The sequence below is a fragment of the Streptomyces sp. AHA2 genome (genome assembly GCF_036857595.1).
Classification (GTDB): Bacteria; Actinomycetota; Actinomycetes; order Streptomycetales; family Streptomycetaceae; genus Streptomyces.
This window is the reverse complement of sequence record NZ_JAUQWJ010000018.1, coordinates 104825-131215: the sequence shown is the minus strand read 5'-3', so window position 1 is coordinate 131215 and position 26391 is coordinate 104825. Positions and strand designations below refer to the sequence as shown.

Sequence of the window (26391 nt, the reverse complement as noted above, 5' to 3'; positions counted from 1 at the left end):
CGGCCCGTCTACGACACGCAGATGGCCGACCAGCTCGACACGGCCGTCGAGCAGCACGGCAAGGGCGACCTCGCCGCACTGCTGGCCGGCGGCGACACCTGGACCGTCGTCGGCTGACCGCTCGGGAGCAGCGCGCGAGGCCCTAGGAGGCGGCCCGGGCCTCGTCGTACGCGCGGCGGGCCCGCTCGACGTCGTCCATGCGCCGGTGCGTCCACCGGGCGAGGGCGCGGACCTGCTCGGCGGCCTCGCGGCCGAGGGCGGTGAGGGAGTAGTCGACGCGCGGGGGGATGACGGGCCGGGCGTCGCGGTGGACCAGCCCGTCGCGCTCCAGGGTCTGCAGGGTCTGGGCGAGCATCTTCTCGCTGACCGTGCGACCCCCGGTGGTGCCGATGGCGCGGCGCAGTTCGCTGAACCGGTGCGAACGCTCCAGGAGCTCGATCAGGACGAGCACGCCCCAGCGACTGGTGACGTGCTCCAGGACGAGCCGGTGCGGGCACAGCGCCTCGTTCTCGCGATCACTTACAGACATGCCAGTACCTTACTTCAAAGTGGGTACTTTCCTCTGGTTAGCGCCTCCCTTAGGTTAGTGACATCGCACCCCAGGAGGAGAGTCATCCCATGAGCATCGTCGTCACCGGAGCCACCGGACACCTCGGCCGCCACGTCGTGGAGCAGTTGCTGGAGAAGGTCCCCGCCGGGCAGATCACGGCCGTCGTGCGCACCCCGGGGAAGGCGGCCGGTCTCGCGGAGCGCGGCGTGCGGATCGCCGTGGCCGACTACAACGACCCGGCGTCCTTCGACGGCCTGTTCGCAGCCGGCGACAAGGTGCTGCTGGTGTCGGGCAACGAGTTCGACAAGGGCCGGGTGCAGCAGCACACGGTCGTGATCGAGGCAGCCGCGGCGGCGGGTGTGGCCCTGCTCGCCTACACCAGCGCCCCGAGCAGCCTGAGCGCCGCGCTCGCCGACGACCACCGCGGCACCGAGAAGGTCCTGGTGGAGTCGGGTGTGCCCTACACGCTGCTGCGCAACGGCTGGTACCACGAGAACTACACCGAGAACCTCGCCCCGGTGCTGGCGCACGACGCGGTCGTCGCCGCCGCCGGTGACGGCCGGGTCTCCTCCGCCTCCCGGGCCGACTACGCGGCTGCGGCCGTCGCCGTGCTGACCGGCGAGGGGCACGAGAACACCGCGTACGAGCTGGGCGGCGACACCGCGTGGAGCTTCGCCGAGTACGCGGCCGAGCTGAGCCGGCAGACCGGGCGGGACATCGCCTACAACGCCGTCTCCCCCGAGGCCCTGGTCGCCGTGCTGACGGGCGCCGGCGTGCCCGAGCCCTTCGCGCAGATCCTCGCGGGCGTCGACGTCTCCATCGCCAAGGGCGAGCTGGTCGTCCCCGGCGGCGACCTGTCCCGCCTGACCGGCCGCCCGACCACCCCGCTCGCCGAGGCCGTCGCCGCGGCCCTGAAGGGCTGAGCCGGGCCCTCGCCGCCCCTGTCGCGGACCCGCCACCACCGCACCCCGGGACTGTCATGACCGTATGCCGATACGGGCATGACAGCCGGGGGTACCCGGCGTTACCGTCGTCCACGCGGATAGATGGCAAGGCGCGAAGGAGGGGCCCGTGACCGGCAAGCCGAGGGGTGAGCGGCACATAGGACTGCTGAACGGCTTCGCGGCCTACGGGATGTGGGGCCTGGTGCCCCTGTTCTGGCCCCTGCTGAAGCCCGCCGGCGCGGTGGAGATCCTGGCCCACCGGATGGTGTGGTCGCTGGTCTTCGTCGGCGCCGCGCTGCTCGTGCTGCGCCGCTGGGCCTGGGCGGGCGAGCTGCTGCGGCAGCCGCGCAAGCTCGGGCTGATCACGGTCGCCGCGGCGGTCATCACCGTCAACTGGGGCCTGTACATCTGGTCCGTGAACTCCGGCCACGTCGTCGAGGCCTCCCTCGGGTACTTCATCAACCCGCTGGTCACCATCGCGATGGGCGTGCTGCTGCTGAAGGAGCGGCTGCGGCCCGTGCAGTGGGCGGCCGTCGGGACCGGCTGCGCCGCGGTGGTCGTCCTGACCGTCGGCTACGGCCGGCCGCCGTGGATCTCGCTGGCCCTGGCCTTCTCCTTCGCCACGTACGGACTGGTGAAGAAGAAGGTGAACCTCGGGGGCGTGGAGTCGCTCGCCGCCGAGACCGCGATCCAGTTCCTGCCCGCGCTCGCCTTCCTGATGTGGCTGGGCGCGCGGGGCGAGTCCACCTTCGCCGCCGAGGGCGCGGGGCACGCGGCGCTGCTCGCCTCGGCCGGCATCGTCACCGCGCTCCCGCTGGTCTGCTTCGGCGCCGCCGCCATCCGGGTGCCCCTGTCCACCATCGGCCTGCTGCAGTACATGACGCCCGTCTTCCAGTTCCTGCTGGGCGTCCTCTACTTCCACGAGGAGATGCCGCCGGAGCGCTGGGCCGGGTTCGCGCTGGTGTGGCTGGCCCTGACGCTGCTCACCTGGGACGCGCTGCGCACCGCCCGCCGTACCTCGCGGGCGCTCACCAGGGAGATCAGCGCGCCCGGCGCCACCAGGACGACCGGCACGGACAGCGCCGCGCGGAAGGCCGAGAGCGTCTCGGGCCCGGGCCCGGTGGACGCCAGGCCGTAGACGGCCGTCACCGCGGAGATGCCGAGGGCGGAGCCGAACGGCGTCGCCGTGGTGAGCAGCCCGCCCGCCAGGCCCTGCTCCGACCCGGTCACCCCGTCCGTCGCGGCGATGGCCAGCGGGCCGTGGGCCAGGGCGAAGGCGCGGCCCGACAGGAGTGACGGCCCGGTCGAGCGGACGGTCCACCCGGTAGTGCCGCCGCGCGCCGAGTACGAGTCGACCTTCCCCGGCCGGACGCTGCACAGCACCGTCCAGTCCCTGGTGACCTGGACGGAACGGCACCAGGCCGAGATCGCCGCGGCCCGCACCGCCTGCGACGGCCTGGTGGCGGAAGACACCGGCACCACGGCACCTTAGGCGCGCGGCGGGCGCGGTGCGCCCGGGCCGTCCGGCAGTCGGCTGCCCTCGCCCAGGCGGTCACGTCGGCGGGCGCGCGCAGCACCTCCCGGCGCGGGGGCGCCGGGTCGGTCGGTGGTCAGTGATCCCGGCACACGGCGCCGGGGTCGAATGAGGAGGGCCTGCCCGAGCCGTGACCCGAGTCGAGCCGGGGGTACGGATCCGGCGATTCGACAGCGCGTTCGCCGGTTCGGCCAGTATGAGTGGCTCCATGACGCAGACTCCGGAGATCCCGGCCCCCCTCCACTTCAAGGTCGTCATCGACGCCGAGAACCCGCACGCGCAGGCCGACTTCTGGGCCGCCGCCCTGCACTACGAGGTCGAGGACAACAACGCCCTGATCGAAAGGCTGCTCGGTTCCGGCGTCCTGCCCGAGGAGGCCACGGTCTCCTTCCACGGCCGCCGCGCCTTCCGGGACCTGGTCGCCGTGCGCCACCCCGGCGACCCGGTGGAGGAGGAGAGCGGGACCGGGCTCGGGCGGCGGCTGCTGTTCCAGCGGGTGCCGGAGGCCAAGACGGTCAAGAACCGCCTCCACCTCGACCTGCACCCGGGCCGGGGACGGCGCGAGGAGGAGGTCGCGCGGCTGGAGGGACTGGGGGCGAGCGTGCTGCGGCGGGTGCGGGAGCAGGGCGGCGAGTGGGTCCTGATGGCCGACCCGGAGGGGAACGAGTTCTGCGTGCAGTGACCTCGCCCGGGACCGCCAACCCCTTGGCCGGTTCACGGTCTTGACGGAAAGTCAGTCCCAGCTTCACCATCTGGGCACCCCATTCACTCCGGGCTGCCCGTGGACACCCCACGGCTTCCCGACGGAATCCGGAGTCCCCACATGAAGCTCTCCGTTTCCGCGCGCACCGTCGCCGCGGGCGGCATGGCGACCGCCATGCTCCTGACCGGCGGTGCCGTGGCCGACGCCGCGTCCTCCGCTCCCCCCGCAGCGGCGGCCGCGCCGGACATACCGGTGGCGAACGTCAAGACGCACCTGTCCCAGCTGCAGTCCATAGCCACCGCCAACGGCGGCAACCGCGCGCACGGCCGGACCGGCTACAAGGCCTCGCTGGACTACGTGAAGGCGAAGCTGGACGCGGCCGGGTACACCACGACCATCCAGCAGTTCACCGCCTCCAGCCGCACCGGCTACAACCTGATAGCCGACTGGCCCGGCGGTGACACGAGCCAGGTCGTGATGGCCGGCTCGCACCTCGACAGCGTCTCCTCCGGGCCCGGCATCAACGACAACGGCTCGGGCTCGGCCGCCGTGCTGGAAGCCGCGCTCGCCGTGTCCCGCGCCCAGTACAAACCCACCAAGCACCTGCGGTTCGCCTGGTGGGGCGCCGAGGAACTCGGCCTCGTCGGCTCCCGCCACTACGTCAACCGGCTCACCACCGGCGACCGTTCGCGGATCAGCGCCTACCTGAACTTCGACATGATCGGCTCCCCGAACCCGGGCTACTTCGTCTACGACGACGACCCGGCGATCGAGAAGACCTTCAAGGACTACTTCGGCGGCATCGGCGTCCCCACCGAGATCGAGACCGAGGGCGACGGCCGCTCCGACCACGCGCCCTTCAAGAGCGCGGGCATACCCGTGGGCGGGCTGTTCACCGGGGCGAGCCGGACGATGACCTCGGCGCAGGCGGCCAAGTGGGGCGGTACGGCGGGCCGGGCCTTCGACCGCTGCTACCACTCCTCCTGCGACACCACCGCCAACATCAACGACACCGCCCTGAACCGCAACAGCGACGCCCTCGCGTACGCGGTGTGGGAGCTGTCCGAGTAGCAGTTCCGGCCCGGCCCTCGCCTACGCGCCGCCGGCGCGTGCGGTGAGACGGCCCATGCGGGCACGGGCGGACTCCAGTTCCTCGATCTCCTCCGCGGCCGCACCGCCCTCGGCGGCGAGTGCGGTCCACAGGGCGATCAGCTCGTGCCCCAGCTCCAGCCCGGTCGCCGCGTCGCGCACCGCCCGCCAGGCGGTCGCGGCGCTGCGGACGTTGCCGTAGGCGCCCTCCGCGTCACCGGTGCGGCGGCGGGCGCCGGCCAGGTCCAGCGACACCCGGAAGGCGTGGAGCGGATCGCCCGCCAAGTAGGAGATGTACGCGCCCAGTTCGCGCAGCCGGAGCACCTCGGGGTGCTCCGGCCCGAGCGTGCCGGACGCCCGGGCGACGGTCCGCTCCGCCAGTTCGGCCGCCGCGTCGATCCGGCCCTCCTTCACCGCCTCGTTGATCCGCGCGACCGGCTCCGCGAGCACCGCCGGGGCGGTCGGGTCACCCGGGGCGGTGAGCGGCTCGTCCCCGAGCACCGCCTCCGCGACGGCGTCGAACCCGCGCGGCGGGGTGGGCTTGGGGTCGGGGTCGGCCGCGAGCAGGGCGGCCTCGGGCACCGGCTCGGGCCGCGGCGCCGGGGGCTGCGGGACGGGCAGCGGCCTGATCTCCATGGCCGGGGGCGGGCCGAAGGAACCGGTCGGGGGGGCGACGGTGCCGGGGGGCGAGGGCGGGACCGGGGGCGTGTCCGCCGGGACGGCGCGCAGTTCGAAGGTCGGGACCGGCTCACCGCCTGACGGCGGCTCGGGCACCGCCCGCAACGGGAACGTCGGGGCGGCGCCCCGCTCCGGCGCGGGGCGCAGCACGTGGGTGGCGCTGTCCTCCCGTACGGGCTGCTGCGGCTCGGGAGCGATGGGAGCACCGGGAGCAGGCTGCTGCGGCTCGTGCTGCGCCGCGGCAACGGACCGCTGCGGCTCGGGAGCACCGGGAGCCGGCTGCTGCCCGGAAGCCCCGAGGACGGGACCCCGGCGCTCGGGAGCGGCGGAAACAGGACCCTGCCGCTCGGGAGCCCCGGGTAGGGGCTGCTGGGGTTCGGCCGCCCTGGGGACCGGTTCGGCTGTGAAGTGGCTGGAGCCGTCCGGGTCCACCCGCAGCGGGACCACGTAGCCGATGCGCTCGTCGTCGACCGTGGCCAGCACGGGGTGCCCGGTGGCCAGGGCGATGTGGTGCAGGCGGTCGAGGACGGCCCGCTGGATCTCCTCGCCGGGGGCCGCGAAGACCGGGACCCCGCCGACCGACGCGCCGTCGGACGCCCCGCCCGGACCCGCCGGGGAGTCCGTCCCCGCCCGGGGGACGTGGACCTCGATCGGCGTCGCCGGGGCCGCCGCGCGCACGGCCTGCTTGTGTTCCCGCTTCTTCTCGCGGCTGAGTCGAGACATCGTCCCCTCACTCGGCGTCGTACACCTACTGTCGAGTGTGTCCGCTCGCCCACGCTTCTCACGTCACCGCGGTGTCACAGGCTCGTCCCAAGGACAACGCCTGCCGGAGGGGATCGTTCCGCGGGGCGCGGGCACCGAACACACGAGGGAGGACAGGGGCATGCAGACAGGGCGGCAGGGGCCGGAGGTCTGGTTGCGCGGCCCGGTGACCGCGCCCGGGCCGGGAGCGCCGGAGTTCGCGCACGACCGGCCCGCGCCGCGGAGCTTCTCCTGGGTCGGCACCCACGGCGGCGCGGGCGTCTCCACCCTCGCCGCGGTCTACGGCGGCCACGACAGCGGCCGTTCCTGGCCCGGTGCGGGCGCCCCGCGTTCGGTGCTGCTGGTCGCCCGGACGCACGCGGCCGGTCTGGACGCGGCCGCCGCGGCCGTGGAGACCTTCCGGCGCGGTCAGGCCCCGCCGGGGCTCGACCTCGACGCCGTCGTCCTCGTGGCCGACGCCCCGGGCCGGCTGCCGCGCCCGCTCGCCCGGCGCGTGAAGTTCCTGGAGTCGGTGATCGACGTGTACCGCGTGCCGTGGGTGACGTCCTGGCGGCTCGGTGAACCGGGCGGGCCGCCCCGCGAGACGGAGACGCTGGCCCGTCTGACCGGGGCGGCGCGCTGATCGCCGTACCCCTGTCGGCCACGCGCGTCGCGGCGGCCGTCCGCTCCCGGCGCCTGCGCGCGACCGACGTGACCGCGGCGGCACTGCGCCGGATCCGACGGGCCGACGCGGACCTGTGCGCGTTCCTGGAGATCTGGCACGAGGAGGCTGTGCGCCGGGCGACGGAGGTGGACGCGCTGCTGGACGAGGGGCGGCCGCACGCCTGGGACCGCACCGCCGGCAGCCCGTACGACGAGCCCCTCCCCCTCGCCGGGGTGCCCGTCGCCGTGAAGGGTCGTTACGGGCTGCGGTCCGCGGGGGCGCTGGTGAGGGCCGGGTGCGTGACCGTGGGGGCCACCTCCGTGCCCGGGCCGGGGACGGCGTGGCAGACCTGGGGGCTCGGGGCCCGGGGGCGGACGGTGAACCCGTGGCGGGCCGACCGGACCCCGGGAGGCTCCTCGGCCGGGGCCGCCGTGGCGGTCGCGGCCGGGCTCGTACCGCTGGCGACCGGCACCGACGGGGCCGGATCGGTGCGGATCCCGGCGGCGTGGTGCGGGGTCCTCGGATTGAAGGCGACGAACGGACGGCTGCCCTCCGCGGACCGGACCGGTCTCGCCGCGCCCGGCGTGCTCGCCCGCTCGGCGTCGGACGCGGCCCTGTGGTGGCAGGTGGTGTCGCGGGAAGCGCCGCCGCCCGCGACCGCCCTGCCCGTCCGCGCCGTCTGGTCCCCCGACCTGGGGTTCGCCGCGCCGGACCCGGAGCCGGTCGCCCTGGCCCGGGCGGCGGTGGAGCGGCTCGTCGCCGCCGGAGTGGTCCGGCTCGTACGGCCGCGCCTGCCGGTGGAACTCGCCGATCCCGGGCCGGCGTGGCTCGCGCTGCGGGCGGCCGGAGCCGGGCGGCCGCACGACGGTCCGGGGCCCGGGCTCGACGAGGCCCACCGGGTGCGGGCGCTGAACGACCGGCGGCTGGCCGGGCTGTTCGGCGGGGCGGAGCTGCTGCTCACCCCCACCGCACCCACGGCACCGCACGGCCACGAAGGTCCCGGGGACCGCTACTCCACTTCCCTGACCTGGGCGTTCAATCTCAGCGGGCATCCGGCGCTGAGTCTGCCCGCCGGGTTCGGCGGGGACGGTTGCCCGGCCGGGCTGCACCTGGTGGCACCGCACGGCCGGGAAGCGCTGCTCCTGGCGGTGGCCCGGGAGGCGGAGGCACGGGCCGGCCGCTGAGCGCCGCCCCTGGCGAATTTACTTGCGTACGCATATGATGCAGACGCGTGTAATTGACCTGCGCCTATCAATCGGGGGACGCCATGACCCGCCGCTTCCTTTTCGTGCTGGGCAGTGCCCGCTCCGACGGGAACTCCCAACTTCTGGCCCGCCGGGCCGCCGAGCAGCTGCCGACCGGGGCCGAACAGCAGTGGCTCGACCTCACCGCCCACCCCGTCCCCGACTTCGAGGACCTGCGGCACGACAGCGACCACGTCCGCCCGACCGAGGGCAACGTGGCCCTGCTGCTCGACGCCACGCTCGCGGCCACCGACATCGTGATCGTCTCGCCCCTGTACTGGTACTCGGTCTCCGCACAGACCAAGCGCTACCTGGACTACTGGTCGGGCTGGCTGCGCACGCCCGGCCTGGACTTCAAGGCGACCCTGGCCGGACGCACGCTGTGGGGCGTCACCGCCCTGGCGCACGAGGAGCAGGTCGTCGCCGACCCGCTGATCGGGACGCTGCACAACTCGGCCGCGTACATGGGCATGCGGTTCGGCGGGGTGCTGCTCGGCAACGGCAGCAAGCCCGGTGACGTGCTGGCCGACACCGAGGCGCTGACCCGGGCCAAGACCTTCTTCGCCCAGGAGGCCCCGTTCGCGCGGTTCCTGTACGACCGGTGAGCGCCCGGCGCGCTGTCAGGCCGTGCCGTCCTTCGTGCCGAAGCGCACCCGGGCCGCCGGCCCGAACACCACGGCGTACAGCGCCCGCGGGCCGAGGTTCTTCCGCAGCTCGTCCCAGTACGCCGGTTCGCGCACGAGGTCGGCGACGGGCGGCCGCGGTGCGAGAAGACGGGGGCGGGGCGCCGATGAGCACGCCGGTGCGCGGAAGCACGGCCCGTCCGGACCGACGGCGAACTGTCCGCCGCGGCAGCACTCGGTGTGCGCGCGGGTGGTGATGGCCGGCTCGCCGGCCCGTTCGCCCCGCTGCTCCGGCTCCGCGGCGGACGCTTCGCCCACCGGCGACCTCGTTCCCTCGGCGTCCCCGCCTCGTGGTCCCGGTTCCCCGGGCGGCGTGGGATGGGGTCACTTCCCCGCGTCGGCCGCCTTCACCAGGGCGTCCTTGGTGACCGCGCCGACGTAGACCCTGCCGTCGTCGGTGACGAGGGCGTTGATCAGGCGGGTGGAGAAGACCGTGCCCGAGCCGAACTCGCCGCTGACCTTGTCGCCGAGCGAGTCGACGAACCCGCCGAGGTCGCCTCCGCCGCCGGAGGGCACGCCCTCGCCGCCGGTGTCGAAGGTCGCGATGGCGTTCCAGCCCTCGCCGATGGTCTCGACGCCCCCGGGTCCCTTGCCGAGGTCCTTCTCGGGCGCCGGGGCGTGCCCGCCCGTGCGGGCGTGCTCCTCGACGTCCTTGCCGAAGTCCCTGCCGGCGTCCTTCTCCTCGGTGACCTTCGCACCCTTGGGCGGGGTGAAGTCGAAGGTGGAGGCGGCCGGCCGGGAGAAGTCGACCTGGGTGAAGCCGGCGTCGACGACGGCCGAGCCGCCGCTCGCGGGAACCAGGGTGAACTTCAGCGGCATACCGGTCTTCGCGTCCACCGCCACGGTGACGGCACCGACCGTCGAACCGGACTGCTTCGGCTTGACGACCAGCTTGTAGGCGTCGCGGTCGGCGACCCGGGCGGTGCCGTCCACCGTGACGGAGGTGGTGTCGTCGACGGCCTTCAGCACCTCCTCGGCGAAGTCCTTCGGCGTGGCCGGCGGCTGCTCCCTTTCCGCATCCGGGCTCTGCGGACCGGTGCCGTGGTAGACCTCGTCGGACTTGCTGTCGTAGGCCCAGACGTCCTTGCCGTTGTGGACGATGCTGTACTCCGCGGCGTTCTCCAGCAGGGACACCTTCTGCCGGTCCGGGCCGTCGGCGGCCACGCGCAGGGTGTGCGTGCCGGAGGCCAGTTCGGTGAGCTTCGCGGTCGGGTCGGCGGAGGAGCCGTCGCCGCCGCCCGCGGCGCCGGACAGCAGACCGGACTCCAGACCGCCGAGGTCCGGCAGACCGAGGTCCGTGCTGATCTTCACCGTGCCGGAGAGCTGCTCGACGTCCGACTTCGCGATCTTCTCGATGAGCTGCTGGGCGGTGATCTCCGGGAGGTCGGGGTCGCCGGAGTCGGCGAGCGCGGGGACCAGGCCGATCGTCGCGGCCGCCACCCCGATCACCGTGACGGGGACGATGTAGCGCGCGGCCCTGCGCCGCGCGGAACGCTGCCCGTCGGCCTCCCCGCCGGTGGTGCTGTCGTCGGATGCGTACGGTGCCATGTGTGCCCTACCTCCGTGGTCGGCGGCGGCTGTCCGTGTCGTCCACGCACTCGTCCCTGAGCCGCCATTCTCACCCGAACAGGTGAGGAGTGGTGTCTTCCGTGGTTTCCATCTGACCAAATCGGCCGGCCGGATACGTCAGACCGCGGACTCAACTCCGCGTACTGCTGGGGTATGACACACAGGGGCTGCTTCTCCCCCGACCCGTAGGGGTCGGGAGGAGGCGGCGGCTAACCGGCGCGGTGCACCACGGCGTCGCACAGCTCCAGCAGCGCCGCCTTGGCGGCGCAGTCGGGCAGCGGTGCCAGCGCCGAGCGGGCGTCCTGGGCGTAGCGGAGGGTGTCCTGGCGGGCCTGCTCCAGCGCCGGGTGGGCGCGCAGGCGCCGCAGGGCCTCGGCGTGCCGGGCGTCGTCGGTGAGGTCGGAGTCGAGCAGCTCGCACAGGGCGACGTCCTCGGCGAGGCCGAGCCGGGCGGCCCGCTCGCGCAGCCGGAGCACCGGCAGGGTGGGGATGCCCTCGCGCAGGTCGGTGCCGGGGGTCTTGCCGGACTCGTGCGAGTCGGAGGCGATGTCCAGGACGTCGTCCGCGAGTTGGAAGGCGACGCCGAGCCGCTCGCCGTACTGGGTCAGCACGTGCACGACCGTCTCGTCGGCGCCGGACATCATCGCGCCGAACCGGCACGAGACGGCCACCAGCGAGCCGGTCTTGCCGCCCAGCACGTCCAGGTAGTGCTCCACGGGGTCGCGGCCGTCCTGCGGACCGGCGGTCTCCAGGATCTGCCCGGTCACCAGCCGTTCGAACGCCTCGGCCTGCACCCGCACGGCCTCCGGGCCGAGGTCGGCCAGGATGTGCGAGGCGCGGGCGAAGAGGAAGTCGCCGGTGAGGACCGCGACGGAGTTGCCCCAGCGGGTGTTCGCGCTCGCGACGCCGCGGCGCACGGCGGCCTCGTCCATCACGTCGTCGTGGTACAGCGTGGCGAGGTGGGTCAGCTCCACGACGACGGCCGAGGGCACGATCCCCGGCGCGTGCCGGTCGCCGAACTGGGCGGCGAGCATCACGAGCAGCGGCCTGAACCGCTTGCCACCGGCGCGCACCAGGTGCTGGGCGGCCTCCGTGATGAAGGGCACCTCGCTCTTGGTGGCCTCGAGCAAGCCTTCCTCGACAGCCGTCAGTCCGGCCTGGACATCGGCTTCCAGAGCCTGGTCCCGCACGCTCAGCCCGAACGGCCCGACGTCGGTCACGAGGGGTCTCCTGTCTGCTGGTGTCTGCCGGTGCTTACGCGGATTGTCGATAGGTCGCTGCCCTCACTCGAGTCAGCGTATCCGGTCACGTTTCGATCACCGCCAGCGCCCATGGTTACAGGCCGGGTGGTATCCGATCACGACCGCAATGTTTTCGATCAGGTCATAAGAGCAGACATTTATCGCCTTACCCGCAGGAAGCGTCCTATGCCTGATTTGCCCTTAGAGGTAAGCGAATTCCCGTTTGCGGAATTTGCTCCGGAAGTCGTGATCAGTGAGTTGAGTCACGCCCACCCTTTCACGGCCGCTTCCGGCGGGCAGCTCGTACGGCCTTTCTCCGCGCGCGAGTTGGGGCTTGGCTAACGCAAAGGATCAAGCTGCCCCATACCGGCCGACCAAGGTCAACAAGCGTCATATGTGACTCCCGTGCTTGTTCCCGACATGTGCTCTCGCATACGTTCCCGCCCTGTCCGGCGGACGCCGAATCCTGCCACCGCCCGGACACCCATCAACCGACTCACTCACGCAGGGCAGGAGCGGGGGACCCAGGTAAGTCGCCGGTCCGCACAGCGGAACGGCTCGGGGTGAAGCCGCGCACGGCACACGGTGCCGTACGCGGCCGGGCACCTCCCGGCCCGAACCCGACAGCTCACCTCGCAGGCGCCGGAGAGGAACATCGCCATGCCCGGACGAGGCAAGCACCGTCGCGCCCGAATGAACCCGATCACCCGTGGTGTCGTCGCAGCCGGCACCGGCGGGGCGGCCCTGACCCTGCCGCTCCTCGGCGCGGCCCACGCGAGCGCCGCCGAGCCGCAGAGCGCGTCCGCCGCGCAGGTCCTGCCGCAGGCCGCCCAGCCCGCGAAGTCGCTGACGTACACCGTCACCAAGGGCGACACGCTCTACCGCATCGCCGTCAAGCACGACGTCTCGGGCGGCTGGAAGCAGCTGTACAAGGACAACCGCTCCGTCGTCGGTGACGACCCGAAGCTGATCCACCCGGGTCTGAAGCTGAAGGTGAAGGGCGCCGAGGCCACCGCCCCCGAGAAGGAGGCGACCCGGTCGTCGGCGCCGGCCGAGCCGGCCGCGGAGCCCGCCGCGAAGCCCGCCGGCGGTGTCGCCCAGGCCACCCAGGCCTCCGCGAAGACCTACGCGGACAACCTGGACGGCTGGATCCGCGAGGCGCTGGACATCATGGCGCAGAAGGGGATCCCGGGTACCTACGACGGCATCCACCGCAACATCATGCGCGAGTCGTCCGGCAACCCCCTGGCGATCAACGACTGGGACTCGAACGCGGCCAAGGGCACCCCGTCCAAGGGCCTGCTCCAGGTCATCGACCCGACCTTCGCCGCGTACCACGTGGAGGGGACCCCCTTCGACCCGTACGACCCGGTCGCCAACATCACGGCGGCCTGCAACTACGCGGCCGACCGCTACGGCTCGATCGACAACGTCAACGGCCCGTACTGAGCCGACCCGCCCAGCAGTCGCTCGAGGACGACGGCGATGCCGTCGTCCTCGTTCGACAGCGTGACCTCGTCGGCCACCGCCTTCAGCTCGGGGTGGGCGTTGGCCATCGCCACCCCGCGGGCGGCCCAGTCGAACATCGGGACGTCGTTGGGCATGTCACCGAAAGCCAGGGTGTCCTCGGGCCGCAGCCCCAGGTGCTCGGCCGCCAGCGCCAGGCCGGTCGCCTTGGTCACCCCGCACGGCTGCAGTTCCACCGTGCCCGGCCCGGACATCGTCACCGTCGCCAGTGAGCCGACCACCGACCGGGCCGTCACCGCCAGTTCGTCGTCCGACAGGTAGGGGTGGCGCAGCAGCACCTTGCTGATCGGCTCGCCCCACAGCTCGTCGCGCCGCTCCACCCGGACCGCGGGCAGGGTCGGGTGCGGCATGAGGTAGCCCGGCTCGATCAGCGTCAGGCCGTCCACGCCGTCCTGGTCGACCGCCGCGTACACCTGGCCCACCTCGGCCTCGATCTTGCCGAGGGCGGTCTCCGCGAGTTCCCGGTCCAGCGTGATGGACCACAGCAGCCGGTCCGCGCCGGCGTCGTACACCTGCGCGCCCTGTCCGCACACCGCGAGCCCCGTGCAGCGCAGGTCGTCCAGGAGGGGCCGCACTCTCGGCGCCGGGCGGCCCGTCACCACGAGGTGCTGGGCACCGGCGTCCGCCACCCGCGCGAGCACGGCGAGAGACCGGTCGGACAGGGTGTCGTCGCCGCGCAGCAGCGTCCCGTCCAGGTCGGTGGCGATGAGTGAATATGCGAGGGGTGCGGCCATGATCAGAGAATACGGACAACGCGCCCCATCGTTTCATCGCGCTACGGACACCGATTGCCCGGTTGAAGGCCTCTGCACCGGTTGGCAGCAACATGCTCCGCTACCTACCCGAAGAACCGTCCCGGGCGGTACCTTCCATGTGTCCAGGGGGACTTGATCGGGGGGTCGGGTTGAGCAGTGGACGCATACGTGTGGCCGGGCCCGGGGAGCTCGGCGAGAAGGAGAGGGAGCGCTGGCGTGCACTGCGCGCCGCCTCGCAGGCACCGCGTAACCCCTTCATGGAACCGGAGTTCACCGAGGCCGTCGGCCGGGTGAGGCCGCAGGCCCGCGTCGCCGTGGTCCACGAAGGGGCGGAGCCGGTCGGCTTCCTGCCGTACGAGCGGGGCCCGTTGGGGCAGGGCCGGGCCATCGGACTCGGCGTCTGCGACGCCCAGGGCGCGATCCTGCGGCCGGGGCTCGCGCTGGAAGCGGGCGAACTGCTGCGGGCCTGCTCACTGTCGAGCTTCGCCTTCGACAACCTGGAGGCGGGGCAGCGGCTGTTCGTCCGGCACGCGGCCGAGCAGCACGCCACGTTCGTCGTCGACGTGGAGAAGGGCTACGAGACCTACGAGTCGGTGCTGCGCGGCCGGTCGCCGAAGTTCCTCAAGACGACCCTGGCCAAGGAGCGCCGGCTGGGCCGGCAGGCGGGCGGGCTGCGGTTCGTGTTCGACGAACGCGACCCGGCCGCGCTGCGCACGCTCATGGGGTGGAAGTCGGCGCAGTACCGCAGGACGGGCCGCCGGGACCGGTTCGCGCAGGAGTGGATCACCCGGCTCGTCGGGCAGCTGGCCCGGACCCGGGCCGCGCAGTGCAGCGGCACGCTGTCCGTGCTGTACGCGGATGGGCGGCCCGTCGCCGCGCACTTCGGACTGCGCTCCGCCTCGGTTCTGGCCTGCTGGTTCCCGGCCTACGACCCGGAGTTCGCGAAGTTCTCGCCCGGTCTGGTGCTGCATCTGCGCATGGCCGAGGCGGCGGCGGCCCAGGGCATCGCCACGCTCGACCTCGGTCGGGGGGCCGCCGAGTACAAGGACGCACTGAAGACGGGCGAACTGCCCGTGTACGAGGGCGCGGTGCTGCGGCCGGGGGCGGGCGCGGCACTGCACTGGCTGCGCCGCGAGCCGGTACGCCGCGCGCACAGCTTCGTCCGCGCCCGGCCGCGGCTCGCGGCACTCGCGGCGCGGACCCTGAAGGGCGCGGCCCGGCTGCGCCGTACCTGACACGAGTGGGGGGAGGGCGCATGACCCGTACGGCGCGTGCGCGGGAGGAGATACGGCGGTTCCTGGCCATCGGGGCGGTACAGGTCGCCGAACTGGACCTCGACGGCGGGGAGGCGGTGCTCGTACCGGGTCCGGGCGGTCCCCCGGTCACGTCCGGGGAGGTCTTCGTGCTGGTGCGCAGACGCGGCCGGCCCGTGGGCACGCTGCTCGGGCACGTCCCGCAGGGCGCGGATCCGAAGGCCGTGCTGGCGGCCCGGGCGGCGGCGGAGTGCGCACCGGGCCCCGGGACGCGAAGCGGGCGGTCCGGGGAGCCGCCGGTCACGAGTGTCGTGGTGGCCACGCGGGAACGGGCCGGGCAGCTGGCCCGTGCGCTGGACTCCCTGCTGGCGCAGGACCACCCGCGCTTCGAGATCGTCGTCGTGGACAACGCGCCCGTGACCGACGAGACGCGCGAGCTGGTCGAGCGGAGGTACGCCGAGCGCGTGCGGTACGTCTGCGAGCCCGTTCCGGGGCTCGCAGCCGCGCACAACGCGGGGCTGGACGCCGTGACCGGCGAGGTGGTGGCCTTCACCGACGACGACGTGGTCGCCGACCCGCGCTGGCTGACCGAGCTGACCACGCCCTTCACCGCGGACGCCCGGCTCGGCTGCACCACCGGGCTGATCCTGCCCGCGCGGCTCACCACCCCGGCCCAGGTCCTGCTGGAGAGCCACGGCGGCTTCGCCAAGGGCTTCACCCCGAGGACGTACGACCCGGCGAGGCCCCCGGGTGACGAGCCGCTGTTCCCGTTCACGGCGGGGCGGTTCGGCTCCGGCGCCAACATGGCGTTCCGCACGCGGGTGCTGCGCGAGGTGGGCGGTTTCGACCCGGCCACCGGTGCGGGGACGGCCGCCCGGGGCGGTGACGACCTGTACGGCTTCGTCCGCGTGCTGGCGCAGGGCCACCGGCTGCACTACACGCCGTACGCCCTGGTCTGGCACCACCACCGGGAGACCTGGCGGGACCTGGAGACGCAGGCCTACGGCTACGGGGCCGGACTCACCGCCTACCTCACGGCGGTGCTGGTGAACCGGCCCGGGCTGCTGCCGGCGTTCCTGGCGCGGCTGCCGCGCGGCCTCGCCCACGCCCGTGCGCTGACGGCCGTGCGCGAGACACCGGGCGGCGGAACGCCGGGCGACCACGACGTGAGGACCCACCCCTGGCCGCGGCGGCTGTCCCGGCTGCAGCGCAGGGGCATGCTGTACGGCCCGGTCGGCTACCTCAGGGCGCGGCGGGCGCTGCGCGCGGCGGTGCGGGGGGCGAGATGAGGACGGACGGCGGACACCGGGTGGGGCGGCGGGCGCGGCACGGAAACGAGCGCGCGGCGTCGTCGCAGCCCCGCCCGCGAACCGGTGGGGCGGCGCGGGAGCGGGGCGACGCGGGTGGCTCCGCGGTCGTTCCCGTCTTCCTCTACCACTGCGTCAGCGACGATCCGCCGGACTGGATCGCCGAGTTCACGGTGACGCCGAAGCAGTTCGCCGCGCAGCTGGACGCCGTGGTCCGCAGCGGGCGCACCCCCGTCACGATCAGTGCCCTCGCGGACCACCTGGCCGGGCGGGCACCGCTGCCGCCGCGGCCCGTGCTGCTCACCTTCGACGACGGGTTCGCCGACCTGCCCGGCCCCACCGCCGAGGCGCTGGCCCGGCGGGAGCTGCCCGCCACCGCCTATCTGACCACCGGCGCCATCACCCCGGGCGGCCGCAGCCTGCTGCCGCCCGCCGCGATGATGACTCTGGACCGGGCCGTGGAGCTGGAACGTTCCGGCATGGAGATCGGCAGCCACACCGTCACGCACGCCCAGCTCGACACGCTGTCCGCGAGGGACCTGGCGTACGAACTGCGCACGTCCAAGGCGGTGCTGGAGGACGCCCTCGGGCACGAGGTGCGCCATCTCGCCTACCCGCACGGCTACAACAGCCCGCGTGTGCGGGCCATGTCGGCACGGGCGGGCTACGAGACGGCGACCGCGGTCCGGCACGCGCTCAGCTCCGAGCACGACGAGGCCCACCGCATCGCGCGGCTCATCGTCCGGCGCAGCCACACCCTCGCCGACGTGGAGGGCTGGCTGGCGGGGACGGGCGCCCGGCTCGCCCCCTACCGGGACGGGCCGAGGACGATCGCCTGGCGCTGGTACCGGCGCGCCCGCGCGCTGGTGCGCGGGCCCGAGTTCGCCGGCTGACGCGGTCGCCCCGGTTACCTCAGCGGCTGGTTGAGATACGGGTCGGCGACCGCCTCGCGCAGGCTGTCCCAGGCCGCGTCGTCGGCCAGGGCGAGGTTGCAGTGCGGTCCGGGGTCGCGGTAGTTCCACTGCAGGGCCGCCTTCACGCCCTCCAGGCCCTTCAGCACCCCGGGCACCTGCGCGTACCACTCGGCCTGCCGCTCCGGACGGTCCGTGTCGGCGGCGGTGCCGAACTCGGAGAGCATCAGCGGCTTGTCGCCGGAGATGTTCTTTCGGATCCACTCGTGCGTGGCGTCCTGCGTCTGCGCGAAGGTGAGCCAGCCGGTGTCGTGGCAGCGGAAGTAGTTGTACTGGTTGTAGCCGACCCAGTCGACGTAGTCGTCGCCCGGGTACATCGCCTTCATCGTGTCGGCGTGGTCGAGGTAGCCGGTGGTGATCCACGTCCACACCACGTTGCCGACGCCCAGCTCCCGGAACCGGTCGTGGATGTGCCGCCAGGCCCGCACGAACTCCGCCGGCGTGCCGTTGGCCGGGGTGCGGGTGTCCATTTCCAGGTCGAAGGAGAGGAACACCTTCCTGCCGTAGTCCTTGATGCGCCGGGCCTGGACGTCGATGACCTTCTCGTCCAGTTCCCCGGCGGCGATCTGCCTCCACGTCGGCTGCTGCTGCTTGGTGCCGCCCCACCACTTGCTCTCCCAGGACAGCAGCAGCATGCGGTCCTGGCCGACGCGCCGCTCCTCGGGGGTGAGCAGCTGTCCCTCGCGGCGGGCACCCTCGGGCAGCGACATGTCGTGGTACGTGTACACGATGTCGAGCTTGCGGCCCACGCGCTGCTCGTAGGCGCGGACCTGCTCCGGCAGGTCGTCCCGCTCGTGCGGCACGAACGCGCCGAACCAGGCCCCGCAGGGCGGCTCCAGCAGGGCCGTCGGACGGCAGTCGGCCCGGGAGCCGGCGGCGCCCGGCTCCGGTCCGGAGGCGTTGCGCAGCGCCAGGACGGCGACCAGGACGGCGCTGACGACCGTCGCGGACGTGATCAGCAGCCGGCGGCGCTTCGAGGCGAACGGCCCGCCGGGGCGCCGCTCGGCGGCGGGCTCCCTGCGGTGCTGTCCGGCCGCGGCCGGACCACGGCGGAGGAAGGGACGTCGACGGTCGAACTTCACTGCGCGGAACCCTCCGGTGTCGTCGGCGTCGTCCGCGCCCGCGGGGAGGCGCGCAGCGGCGGACAGAGCGCGGCGAGTGTGGTCAGCAATGTCAGCGTCAGCAGCACGCGCTGCGCGCTGAAGGTGTGCGTGGCGATCAGGACGGTCGCGACGACCATCACGGCCGCGATGCTCACGAACAGGGCCAGCATCAGCCGCTCCAGCAGGTCGGAGCGGCGGGCGAAGTCCGCCTCGCGGCGCTCCGCCGGGCCCTCGGCGGGTCGGGCGGCGAGGGCCGGCGCGCACACCCGGATCAGGGCGGCGCCCGGTCCCGCCGCCAGGAAGAGCACGACCGCGGCGCCGCGCAGCGGTGACCCGCCGGGCAGGGCCAGGGCGGCGAGGGCCAGCCAGCCGCCGGAGGGGGGCAGCATCCGGACGACGAGTTCCTGCGGTGTCATCGCTCCGCTCCCCCCGACTGCCTCAGTTCGTAGAGCCACCCGGCGCTGTTCTCCGCCACGAGCTCGAACCGCGGCGAGGCCGCGACGGAGTCCCGGATGCGGTCCAGCTGCGCCTCGGTGAGCTGCCCGTTCATCTCGGAGTTGGCGTACTGCCCCTGGGTGAGCAGCAGGTAGGCGCGGGCCGGCCGCTCCACCCCGGCCATGTCGCCGGCGAGGGTCGCGGCGGGCCGGGCGACGATCCTGTCGACGTGGCTGCGCGCGTCGTCGAGGAACCAGTAGTGGTCGACGCTGCCGTAGGAGTCGTACGCCAGCGGGTAGTTGCGGTTGGCGGCGACGACGAGGGAGCCTTCGGGCGCCCGGTCGAACAGCTGCCGCACGAGGGACACCTCCTGCGGCGGGAAGTAGTTGATCCGGTCCTTGCCCGAGTAGGCGGGGACGAACGCCAGGGTCCCGGCCAGGATGGCGCCCAGGGGCGCCCAGGTGGCGCCGGCGCTCCCCCACCGGCGGGTCGCCGAAAGGGCGGGCCGGGCACCCCCGGGCTCGCGTGCGGCGGCCGCGGCCCGGGTGCGGACCCGGGGCAGGATCGCGGCGGCGGCGAAGAAGGCCGCGCCGGGCAGCATGAACAGCAGCACCCGGAAGATCATCTCGCTGCCGTAGCTGCTCGCCGCGAACATCGGCAGCGGGGCCGCCGCGATCAGCAGCAGCGGCCGCGCCCGGTGGCGCAGCTCCCGCCGGCGCAGCACGCCGACCGCAGCGAGCAGCAGCACCGAGCCGGACAGCAGCCGGGCGGCCCAGGAGGTGGCGATGGCCCCGGTGCCGGTCGGGGTGGCGCCGTAGCCGGTCTCGACGTTGGCGCCGACGTCCCCGACCGAGCGGATCATGTCGGGCATCGCCGCGGACAGGAACGGCAGCGCCGCCGTGAGGCACCAGGCCAGGAAGATCACGACGGTGGTGGCCGGGGGCACCCAGTCGCGGTGGCCCCGGCTGAGGCACAGGGCGAGCAGGCAGACGACCAGCATGCCCGGGGTGAGCTGGTGGGAGATGACGATCGCCGTGACCAGCAGCGTGACGAGCACCGTCCACACCGCGGGCCGCGGCCCGCCGTCACCCGCCGCGGACCGGCCGAAGTGGCGCAGCACCACGGCGAGCACGCCCAGGTGCAGCGCGTACGCCACCGACTGGGGCGAGAAGTAGTCCTGCCCGACCCAGTTGGCGACGTAGAACAGCCAGACGGCGGTCCAGATCAGCCGCCGGTCCTCGGTGAAGGTGCGGTAGATCAGCAGCAGCGGGAGCAGCAGCATCAGGCTGGAGACCAGGGGCCACCAGGCCATGAACATGGTCGACGACTCCACGCCCAGCAGCCGCACCAGAGCGGCCTGGGCGGCGAAGAATCCCGGCCACTGGTCGTAGACGGCCATGTCGCCGACCTGGTCGGCCGTCTGCAGGCCGCCCGCCGTCAGCAGGTGGTCGATGACCGCGTCGTGCTTCCACGCCCAGGCGTACAGCGGCGTCGGGTAGAGCACGGCCTGGGTGGCCCGCTCCATCACCAGCAGCCCCAGCACGTACGCCGCTCCCCAGGCCCCCGGCCGTCGTGGATCGCGGACCGTGAAGAAGAACCCGGCGGTGAGGACCGCCAGTCCCGCCCAGAACGCCGGATGCAGCGCGCTGACCAGCCCGTAGTCGTCCAGCCGCGACACGTCGGTGTGCCGCACGGCGTAGGCCCAGAGCACGAGCGCCACGAGCAGGGGGAGGCCGGGCCCGGCGAGCGCGCCGCGCCCCGGCAGGGCGGAGGGCAGGTCCGACAGGTCCGTCACGGGCTCGTGGACCGGGCTCGACGACTCCGAGGAGGCGGGGCCGGCCGACTGCCCGGCGGTTCCCGGACGGGCGCCCGGGGTGCCCGGGGTGGCCACGCCGTCCCGTGCGGGTGCGGGTTCGGGCGTGGATCTCTCCCTCGGAGCTGCTGGCGGACGCACGGTGGTTTCCCCCTGGCGGTTCGGCTCTGTTCGGCTCTGGCTTGATCAGTCGCGGCGGCCGGCCTGCGGTTCGTCCGCGGTGCGGTCGGCCGGCGGTCCGTCCGCGGTGTCGTCGGCCGGCGGTCCGTCCGGGGTGCGGTCGGCCGGCGGTCCGTCCGGGGCGCGGTCGGCCGGCGGTCCGTCCGGGGCGCGGTCGGCCGGCGGTCCGTCCGGGGCGCGGTCGGTCGGCGGTCCGTCCGAGGTGTCGTCGGCCGGCGGTCCGTCCGAGGTGCGGCGGATCGCGGAACGGGTAAAGCGGACTAGGCGCCACGCGGGCACGGCACGGCGCGCGAGCGGCAGGAACGGGGCGAGTACGGCGAGGACGCACAGGGCGGCGAGCAGGGCCGGTGCGAAGGGCGCGAGCGCGTCACGCCACACCCAGCCGCCGACCGCGACGAGGTACAGCACCCCCCAGCGCCCCTGCCACGGCACGCGTCCGGCCGCCCGGGCGAGCAGCGGCCACAGCGGCACCAGGCACAGCAGCAGGCAGACCGGCGGCACCCAGCGCAGCAGCGGCTCCGGCCCGCCGAGCCCGAGCACGTCCGCGAGCGGGCCGGCGGCCCGCTCGTACAGCGACCCGTCCACCGGCCGCGGTTGCCGCCCGAGGGCGACGGGTGCGGTGTGGAGGGCGAGCAGGGCGGCGGCCAGGGCGGTGCCGGGCAGCCACGGGTCGCGCCGGGTGGACAGGGTGACGGCGGCGGCGAACACCACGAGCAGCACGGCACCCGCACTGAGCGACGGCAGCGGCACGCCCTGCAGCAACTGCCGTCCCGTCGGCGCCGTCTCGGTGGGGTGCGCGAGCCAGGGCAGGTCGCGCAGCGGGGCGCAGAAGAAGATCACGGCGGCGCCGAGAAGACTCCACAGGACCCCGCGCAGCCGCCGCTCCCCCGGGTCGTCTCCCGTGGGCGCGTCCGCCGGGCCGGACGGACCTGCCGCCTCCCGGCCCGCCGACGCCCCGGGCGAGGGGGCCTTCCCGGGTGCCTGGGCGCTCCGGGCGGCCGCCTCCGGCCGTACGACGATCGCCAGCGTGTCGGCCTGGAGGGCCTCGCGTTCGTAACCCGGGCGCCCGATGAACAGCGTGACCGTGTCCTGGTCGCCGCTCCCCGGCCGGTGGGCGGCCTTGCCGGCCCAGGTCGTGCCGTACCCGGCGGTGGCGTTCAGCCTGGCCCAGCGGGTGCCGTAGGAGGCGTGGTCTGCGTGGTCGAGGTCGGAGTGGTCCAGGTCGGAGTGGTCCGATGCGAGGTGGCCGGATCCGAGGGCGGGGCCGGCGGGCGGGCGGGGCGCGGGCGGGCCGCCGTCGTGGCGCAGGGCCGCGCGCAGCCCGGCGGCGGAGACGACGGCGATCAGGGTCATGCTCAGCAGCACCGCCCAGCCGGCGCCGGCGATCCCGGCCGGGGTGAACAGCACGGCGGCGCTGCCCAGCACCAGGGCGCACATGGCCCCCTGGAGCGCGGCCAGCACGCCCGTGCGCCCCTGGACGCGCAGGACGCCGATGTACAGCTCCACCACGACCCGGGGCAGCGCGCCGAGGGCCAGCAGCCGCAGCACGGTCGAGCCGTGCTCGGCGTAGTCCGGGCTGAACGGCGTGAGGATGTACGGGGCGAACAGGACCAGGACCGCCACGACCGGGACCAGCAGCAGGGTCATGCGGCGCAGGGCGCCCCGCACGCCGTCGGCGAGCTGGCGCGGGTCGTGCGAGGCGTGCGCGGTGAGGGAGGAGGCCATGTTGATGGCCATGAACTCCATCGTGCCGCCGACGGTGTACGCCACGTAGAAGTAGCCGTTCTCGGCGGCGCTGAAGCGGACCGCGACCATCACCGGCAGCAGGTTGATCATCGCGAGGCTGAACAGCGCGCCCAGGGAGTCACCGGCCAGGAACCGGCCCATGTCCCGCAGCTGCGGGGGGTCCTTGTCACGGTCGGCCCGGGCCTGCCGGGGGATGAGCCGGCGGAAGATCAGCCAGCCCAGGGGCAGTGTGGAGAAGGCGATCGCCACCGCCCAGGAGAAGAAGATGCCGAGCACGGGCAGGGTGCCGGCGAACACGGCCAGCAGGACCAGCTTGCCGACGGAGAACACGGCGTTGCCGGCCGGCACCCACTCCGCCTTGCGCAGGCCGGTGAGCACGCCGTCCTGGAGGGTCAGCAGCGCCCACGCCACGCACGCCGCGACGAACACCGCGCCCGCCAGGGGCGTGCCCAGCGGCGCGTACGAGGCTCCCCACGCGTCCAGCGTGAGCAGGAAGACGGCGGCGGCGAGGGCGACGACCAGCGAACTGGCCGCGTACGTGCCCCACACCAGACGCCCGGTCTCCCGGCCGGCGCGCGGGACGAAGCGGACGACGGCACCGATCATCGTGGTCGCGGTGATGCTGGCGAGCAGCCGCATCGCGGCGATGGCGGCCGAGCCCTGGCCGACCGCCTCCTCGGAGTAGAAGCGGGCCGCCACCAGCCAGAATCCCAGCCCCAGGACGGCCGAGACGCCGGTGCTGAGCATGAGGAAGTAGGCGTTCTTGAACAGCGAGTCGTGGGTGTGCCCGCTGTCGGCAGGCCGCGGTCCGCCGCTGTCGCCGGCGCGCGCGGCGGCGGACTCGTGCACCTGGGTCTCAGCCACGGAACTACCCCAGCCCTCCCGCTGTCGGCCCGCTCCCGGACAGTGCGTCCGGTACGTCGGCCGGCCGGGCCCCGGACCGCTCCAGCACCTCGACGACCGTCCGTGCCCGCAGCGGGTCCACGGGCAGCGCGTGCCGCGCGAACCAGCGGGCCGCCTCGGGGGCCGGTGAGGGGTCGGTGAACTCCGCACCGGCGTAGTCGTCCAGCGGCGGGTCGTACAAGTAGCCGACGACGACGCCCCGTTGCGCCAGGGCCGCGATCGCCGCGTCCCGGTCCGCCACGAACAGCGGCACCCGGAACAACGGCTGTGTCCCGTACGCGTCACGGGGTCTGGCCCACGGGGTGGCCAGCAGCAGCTCGGTGCCCGCGCGGCAGGCGTCCAGCACCTCGTCCAGCCGGCCGAGCTTGCGTTCGATGCGGCCGAGCCGGAGCGGGCCGGACTCCAGGCGGTAGTCGTGCATGTCGACCCGCACCCACGGGTCGTGGGCGTCGAGCCCGGGCGCGTGCCGGGCGGCGCGGGCGAGTTCCTCCGGGCGCAGCGGCATGCGGATCTCCTCGCGGTCCGCCAGTCCGAGCAGCCGCGCCGCGGCCCAGGCCGCGCGGCGCAGCCGCAGCCCGCGCACCGCCGCCTCGGCGTACGGCCGCACGGCGAAGACGAGTTCGGAGATCGGACGGCCCGGGGCGAGCAGGCCCGCGCAGGTCTTCTCCAGCGCCTCCCGCAGCCCCGCGTCGGCGAGCGAGAGCATGCCGCCTGCCTTGGCGCCCACGTGTTTGGACAGGCTGAACGCGGACGCCTCGCCCCACGCGCCGACCGGCCGGTCCCCGATCCGGCTGCCGATCGCGTGCGCCCCGTCCTCGAACAGGGGGATGCCGAGGGCGTCGCACCTGTGCCGCAGCCGCGGCGCCGGGTCGGGGTTGCCGTACAGGTTCGTCGTCAGCACGGCCGACAGCGAGCCCCACACCTCCTCCGGCACGGCATCGACGTCGATGGTCGCGTCGAACGGGTTCAACGGCGCCTGCACCGGCCGCAGTCCGGCCGCGAGCACCACGAAGAAGATCACGTCGTCGTTGACCGGCGACATCAGCACCCGCCCGCCGGGCGGGCACCAGTGACGCAGCGCCACGTACAGCCCGAAACGGCACGACGGTACGTACACACATTCCCGGCCGAGCCGCGTCCGCATGGTTGCTTCCAGCCGCTCGAGCCTGGAACCACGCCGCAGCGAACCCGGACCGGCCTCCCCAATGGCCATCCGCCCCCCTGGTGTGCCGTCGGAACGCCCCCTCCCCGAGGCCTTCCGGCACCCGCCCAGAGTCGCCCCGTTCGCACCGCTCCGTCAAGATTGCGTCGCGTCCTGTGGATAACTTCCGGCACGTACGCATGTGGTGTCCCGCCCGGCGCGCCGGTCACGCCCCCGGGCCTGTCCGGCCGGGCCGCAACGGGGCCCACCAGCCCCTGTTCGTCCCGTTCGCCTCCCGGACCCTGCCCGCCCCGGGCGCGTCACACGTAACGTGTGGCAGGACCACGAACACGTGGCGACGACATGGCACACCCGAAAGCGAGGCAGCACCCGATGCCCCCCTTCGATGTCCCCGAGGGTGACCCCTTCGGCCCGCACAACCTGCCGTACGGCGTGTTCTCCCTGCCCGGTTCCGGTGACCGGAAGGTGGGCGTCCGGCTGGGCGACCATGTGCTGGACGCGGGCGCCGCGGCCCACGCGCTCGGCTCCCCATACGCCTCCCTGCTCGCGCAGCCGACCCTCAACCCGCTGCTGGCCGCGGGGCGCACCGCCTGGTCGGACGTGCGCCGGGCGCTGACCGCGTGGGTGACCGTGCCGGCCCACCGGGAGACCGTCGGGGAGCTGTTCCACCCGCTGTCCTCGGTGACCCTGCACCTGCCCTTCGAGGTCGCGGACTACGTCGACTTCTACGCCTCGGAGAACCACGCCCGGAACGTGGGCCGGATCTTCCGGCCCGACGCCGAGGACTCCCTCACCCCCAACTGGAAGCACCTGCCGATCGGCTACCACGGCCGCTCCGGCACGGTCGTGGTCTCCGGCACGGAGGTCCAGCGGCCCTCGGGCCAGCGCAAGGCGCCCACCGACGCCGCGCCGGTGTTCGGGCCGTCGGTCCGCCTGGACATCGAGGCGGAGGTCGGCTTCGTCGTCGGTGTGCCGTCCCGGATGGGCGCGCCGGTGGCCCTGGCCGACTTCCGTGAGCACGTCTTCGGGCTGTGCCTGCTCAACGACTGGTCCGCACGCGACATCCAGGCCTGGGAGTACGTGCCCCTCGGCCCGTTCCTCGGCAAGTCCTTCGCCACGTCCGTGTCCGCGTGGATCACGCCGCTGGACGCCCTGGAGGAGGCCCGGGTCGCGCCCCCGGCCCGGACGCACGGGCTGCTGCCCTACCTGGACGACGCCGACGAGGAGCCCGGCGGTTACGACCTGCGCATCAGCGTCGCGATCAACGGCCACGTCGTCTCCGAACCGCCCTTCTCCACGATGTACTGGACGGCCGCCCAGCAGCTGGCCCACATGACCGTCAACGGCGCGTCCCTGCGCACCGGTGACCTCTACGGCTCGGGCACGGTCAGCGGTCCGGCCGAGCAGGAGCGCGGCTCCCTGCTGGAGCTGACGTGGAACGGCCGCGATCCGCTGGAACTGCCCGACGGCAAGCGGACGTTCCTGGAGGACGGCGACGTCGTCACCCTCACGGCCTGGGCCCCCGGCCCGGACGGCGTGCGGGTGGGACTGGGTGAGGTGACGGGACGGATCACGGCGGGCTGAACGGGCCTGCGG

General features: G+C 73.9%; 23 protein-coding genes, 2 pseudogenes and 1 riboswitch. Of the genes and pseudogenes, 14 read left to right on the top strand and 11 right to left on the bottom strand.

Features of this window, described 5'->3' with window-relative positions:
- Positions 1 to 117: pseudogene (locus tag Q5694_RS27980) on the top strand (2-oxoacid:ferredoxin oxidoreductase subunit beta); the annotation flags it as partial.
- 25 nt (positions 118 to 142) lie between these two features.
- Here the strand turns inward: Q5694_RS27980 and Q5694_RS27975 are convergent.
- The gene (locus Q5694_RS27975) at positions 143 to 529 is read right to left on the bottom strand and encodes a winged helix-turn-helix transcriptional regulator (RefSeq protein ID WP_333936187.1); all 387 of its coding nucleotides are present in this window, start codon (positions 527 to 529) and stop codon (positions 143 to 145) included.
- A gap of 89 nt (positions 530 to 618) precedes the next feature.
- Here Q5694_RS27975 and Q5694_RS27970 point away from each other — a divergent pair, with 89 nt between their 5' ends.
- The 5 genes and pseudogenes from Q5694_RS27970 (at position 619) to Q5694_RS27945 (ending at position 4802) form a co-directional block, all read left to right on the top strand.
- The gene (locus Q5694_RS27970; RefSeq protein WP_333936186.1) at positions 619 to 1473 is read left to right on the top strand and encodes an NAD(P)H-binding protein; all 855 of its coding nucleotides are present in this window, start codon (positions 619 to 621) and stop codon (positions 1471 to 1473) included.
- Positions 1474 to 1621: 148 nt separating this feature from the next.
- Positions 1622 to 2632, top strand: coding sequence for an EamA family transporter RarD (rarD, locus tag Q5694_RS27965; RefSeq protein WP_443040955.1), 1011 nt, complete (start codon positions 1622 to 1624; stop codon positions 2630 to 2632).
- Between the two features lie 156 nt (positions 2633 to 2788).
- Positions 2789 to 2986 (top strand): annotated as a pseudogene (locus Q5694_RS27955) (winged helix-turn-helix transcriptional regulator); the annotation flags it as partial.
- Between the two features lie 250 nt (positions 2987 to 3236).
- On the top strand, positions 3237 to 3710 hold the full coding sequence (locus Q5694_RS27950) for a VOC family protein (protein ID WP_333936185.1): 474 nt from the start codon (positions 3237 to 3239) through the stop codon (positions 3708 to 3710).
- A 141-nt stretch (positions 3711 to 3851) separates the two neighbouring features.
- A complete protein-coding gene (locus tag Q5694_RS27945) occupies positions 3852 to 4802 on the top strand; it encodes a M28 family metallopeptidase (protein ID WP_333936184.1) in 951 nt (316 codons plus the stop codon).
- A 21-nt stretch (positions 4803 to 4823) separates the two neighbouring features.
- Here the strand turns inward: Q5694_RS27945 and Q5694_RS27940 are convergent, their stop codons facing one another.
- Positions 4824 to 6221: a tetratricopeptide repeat protein gene (locus Q5694_RS27940; protein WP_333936183.1), complete on the bottom strand. Its 1398-nt coding sequence runs from the start codon at positions 6219 to 6221 to the stop codon at positions 4824 to 4826.
- 160 nt (positions 6222 to 6381) lie between these two features.
- Here Q5694_RS27940 and Q5694_RS27935 point away from each other — a divergent pair, with 160 nt between their 5' ends.
- From Q5694_RS27935 to Q5694_RS27925, 3 genes are all read left to right on the top strand, one after another.
- The gene (locus Q5694_RS27935; protein ID WP_333936182.1) at positions 6382 to 6882 is read left to right on the top strand and encodes a DUF6668 family protein; all 501 of its coding nucleotides are present in this window, start codon (positions 6382 to 6384) and stop codon (positions 6880 to 6882) included.
- 68 nt (positions 6883 to 6950) lie between these two features.
- Complete coding sequence (locus Q5694_RS27930) at positions 6951 to 8087, top strand: amidase (protein ID WP_333936181.1); 1137 nt, start codon at positions 6951 to 6953, stop codon at positions 8085 to 8087.
- Positions 8088 to 8170: 83 nt separating this feature from the next.
- A complete protein-coding gene (locus tag Q5694_RS27925) occupies positions 8171 to 8752 on the top strand; it encodes a flavodoxin family protein (RefSeq protein ID WP_333936180.1) in 582 nt (193 codons plus the stop codon).
- A gap of 15 nt (positions 8753 to 8767) precedes the next feature.
- Here the strand turns inward: Q5694_RS27925 and Q5694_RS34905 are convergent, their stop codons facing one another.
- From Q5694_RS34905 to Q5694_RS27910, 3 genes are all read right to left on the bottom strand, one after another.
- Complete coding sequence (locus tag Q5694_RS34905) at positions 8768 to 9088, bottom strand: hypothetical protein (protein WP_443040954.1); 321 nt, start codon at positions 9086 to 9088, stop codon at positions 8768 to 8770.
- 66 nt (positions 9089 to 9154) lie between these two features.
- Entirely contained in the window at positions 9155 to 10378 is a 1224-nt protein-coding gene (locus tag Q5694_RS27915; protein WP_333936179.1) for a LolA family protein, read from the bottom strand.
- Positions 10379 to 10608: 230 nt separating this feature from the next.
- On the bottom strand, positions 10609 to 11619 hold the full coding sequence (locus tag Q5694_RS27910) for a polyprenyl synthetase family protein (RefSeq protein WP_333936178.1): 1011 nt from the start codon (positions 11617 to 11619) through the stop codon (positions 10609 to 10611).
- Between the two features lie 508 nt (positions 11620 to 12127).
- Positions 12128 to 12297, top strand: a riboswitch (cyclic di-AMP (ydaO/yuaA leader).
- A gap of 3 nt (positions 12298 to 12300) precedes the next feature.
- Between Q5694_RS27910 and Q5694_RS27905 the strand changes: the two genes are divergently transcribed.
- Positions 12301 to 13089, top strand: coding sequence for a transglycosylase SLT domain-containing protein (locus Q5694_RS27905; RefSeq protein WP_333936177.1), 789 nt, complete (start codon positions 12301 to 12303; stop codon positions 13087 to 13089).
- On the opposite strand, the gene Q5694_RS27900 is transcribed toward Q5694_RS27905, so the two are convergent.
- A complete protein-coding gene (locus tag Q5694_RS27900) occupies positions 13053 to 13901 on the bottom strand; it encodes an HAD family hydrolase (RefSeq protein ID WP_333936176.1) in 849 nt (282 codons plus the stop codon). The genes Q5694_RS27905 and Q5694_RS27900 overlap by 37 nt on opposite strands.
- 137 nt (positions 13902 to 14038) lie before the next feature.
- On the opposite strand from Q5694_RS27900, the gene Q5694_RS27895 reads away from it, so the two are divergent.
- Genes Q5694_RS27895 through Q5694_RS27885 form a run of 3 tightly spaced genes read left to right on the top strand, consistent with a single transcriptional unit; the run spans position 14039 to position 17375 of the window.
- On the top strand, positions 14039 to 15157 hold the full coding sequence (locus Q5694_RS27895; RefSeq protein ID WP_333936175.1) for a GNAT family N-acetyltransferase: 1119 nt from the start codon (positions 14039 to 14041) through the stop codon (positions 15155 to 15157).
- A gap of 20 nt (positions 15158 to 15177) precedes the next feature.
- Entirely contained in the window at positions 15178 to 16464 is a 1287-nt protein-coding gene (locus tag Q5694_RS27890) for a glycosyltransferase (RefSeq protein ID WP_333936174.1), read from the top strand.
- Entirely contained in the window at positions 16461 to 17375 is a 915-nt protein-coding gene (locus Q5694_RS27885; protein WP_333936173.1) for a polysaccharide deacetylase family protein, read from the top strand. Before Q5694_RS27890 ends, Q5694_RS27885 begins: the two co-directional genes overlap by 4 nt.
- Before the next feature lie 14 nt (positions 17376 to 17389).
- On the opposite strand, the gene Q5694_RS27880 is transcribed toward Q5694_RS27885, so the two are convergent.
- The 5 genes from Q5694_RS27880 to Q5694_RS27860 all read right to left on the bottom strand — a co-directional run bounded on the left by Q5694_RS27880 (position 17390) and on the right by Q5694_RS27860 (position 24846).
- A complete protein-coding gene (locus tag Q5694_RS27880; protein WP_333936172.1) occupies positions 17390 to 18535 on the bottom strand; it encodes a glycosyl hydrolase in 1146 nt (381 codons plus the stop codon).
- On the bottom strand, positions 18532 to 18972 hold the full coding sequence (locus tag Q5694_RS27875) for a hypothetical protein (RefSeq protein WP_333936171.1): 441 nt from the start codon (positions 18970 to 18972) through the stop codon (positions 18532 to 18534). Before Q5694_RS27875 ends, Q5694_RS27880 begins: the two co-directional genes overlap by 4 nt.
- Positions 18969 to 20786 carry a glycosyltransferase gene (locus Q5694_RS27870; protein ID WP_333936170.1) on the bottom strand — a complete coding sequence of 606 codons (1818 nt, stop codon included), beginning with the start codon at positions 20784 to 20786 and terminating at the stop codon, positions 18969 to 18971. The genes Q5694_RS27875 and Q5694_RS27870 overlap by 4 nt, the downstream gene beginning before the upstream one ends.
- A 204-nt stretch (positions 20787 to 20990) precedes the next feature.
- Complete coding sequence (locus tag Q5694_RS27865) at positions 20991 to 23594, bottom strand: oligosaccharide flippase family protein (protein ID WP_333936169.1); 2604 nt, start codon at positions 23592 to 23594, stop codon at positions 20991 to 20993.
- 4 nt (positions 23595 to 23598) lie between these two features.
- Complete coding sequence (locus Q5694_RS27860) at positions 23599 to 24846, bottom strand: DegT/DnrJ/EryC1/StrS family aminotransferase (RefSeq protein WP_333936167.1); 1248 nt, start codon at positions 24844 to 24846, stop codon at positions 23599 to 23601.
- 321 nt (positions 24847 to 25167) lie between these two features.
- Between Q5694_RS27860 and fahA the strand changes: the two genes are divergently transcribed.
- Positions 25168 to 26379: a fumarylacetoacetase gene (fahA, locus tag Q5694_RS27855; protein ID WP_333936166.1), complete on the top strand. Its 1212-nt coding sequence runs from the start codon at positions 25168 to 25170 to the stop codon at positions 26377 to 26379.
- Positions 26380 to 26391: the final 12 nt, after the last annotated feature.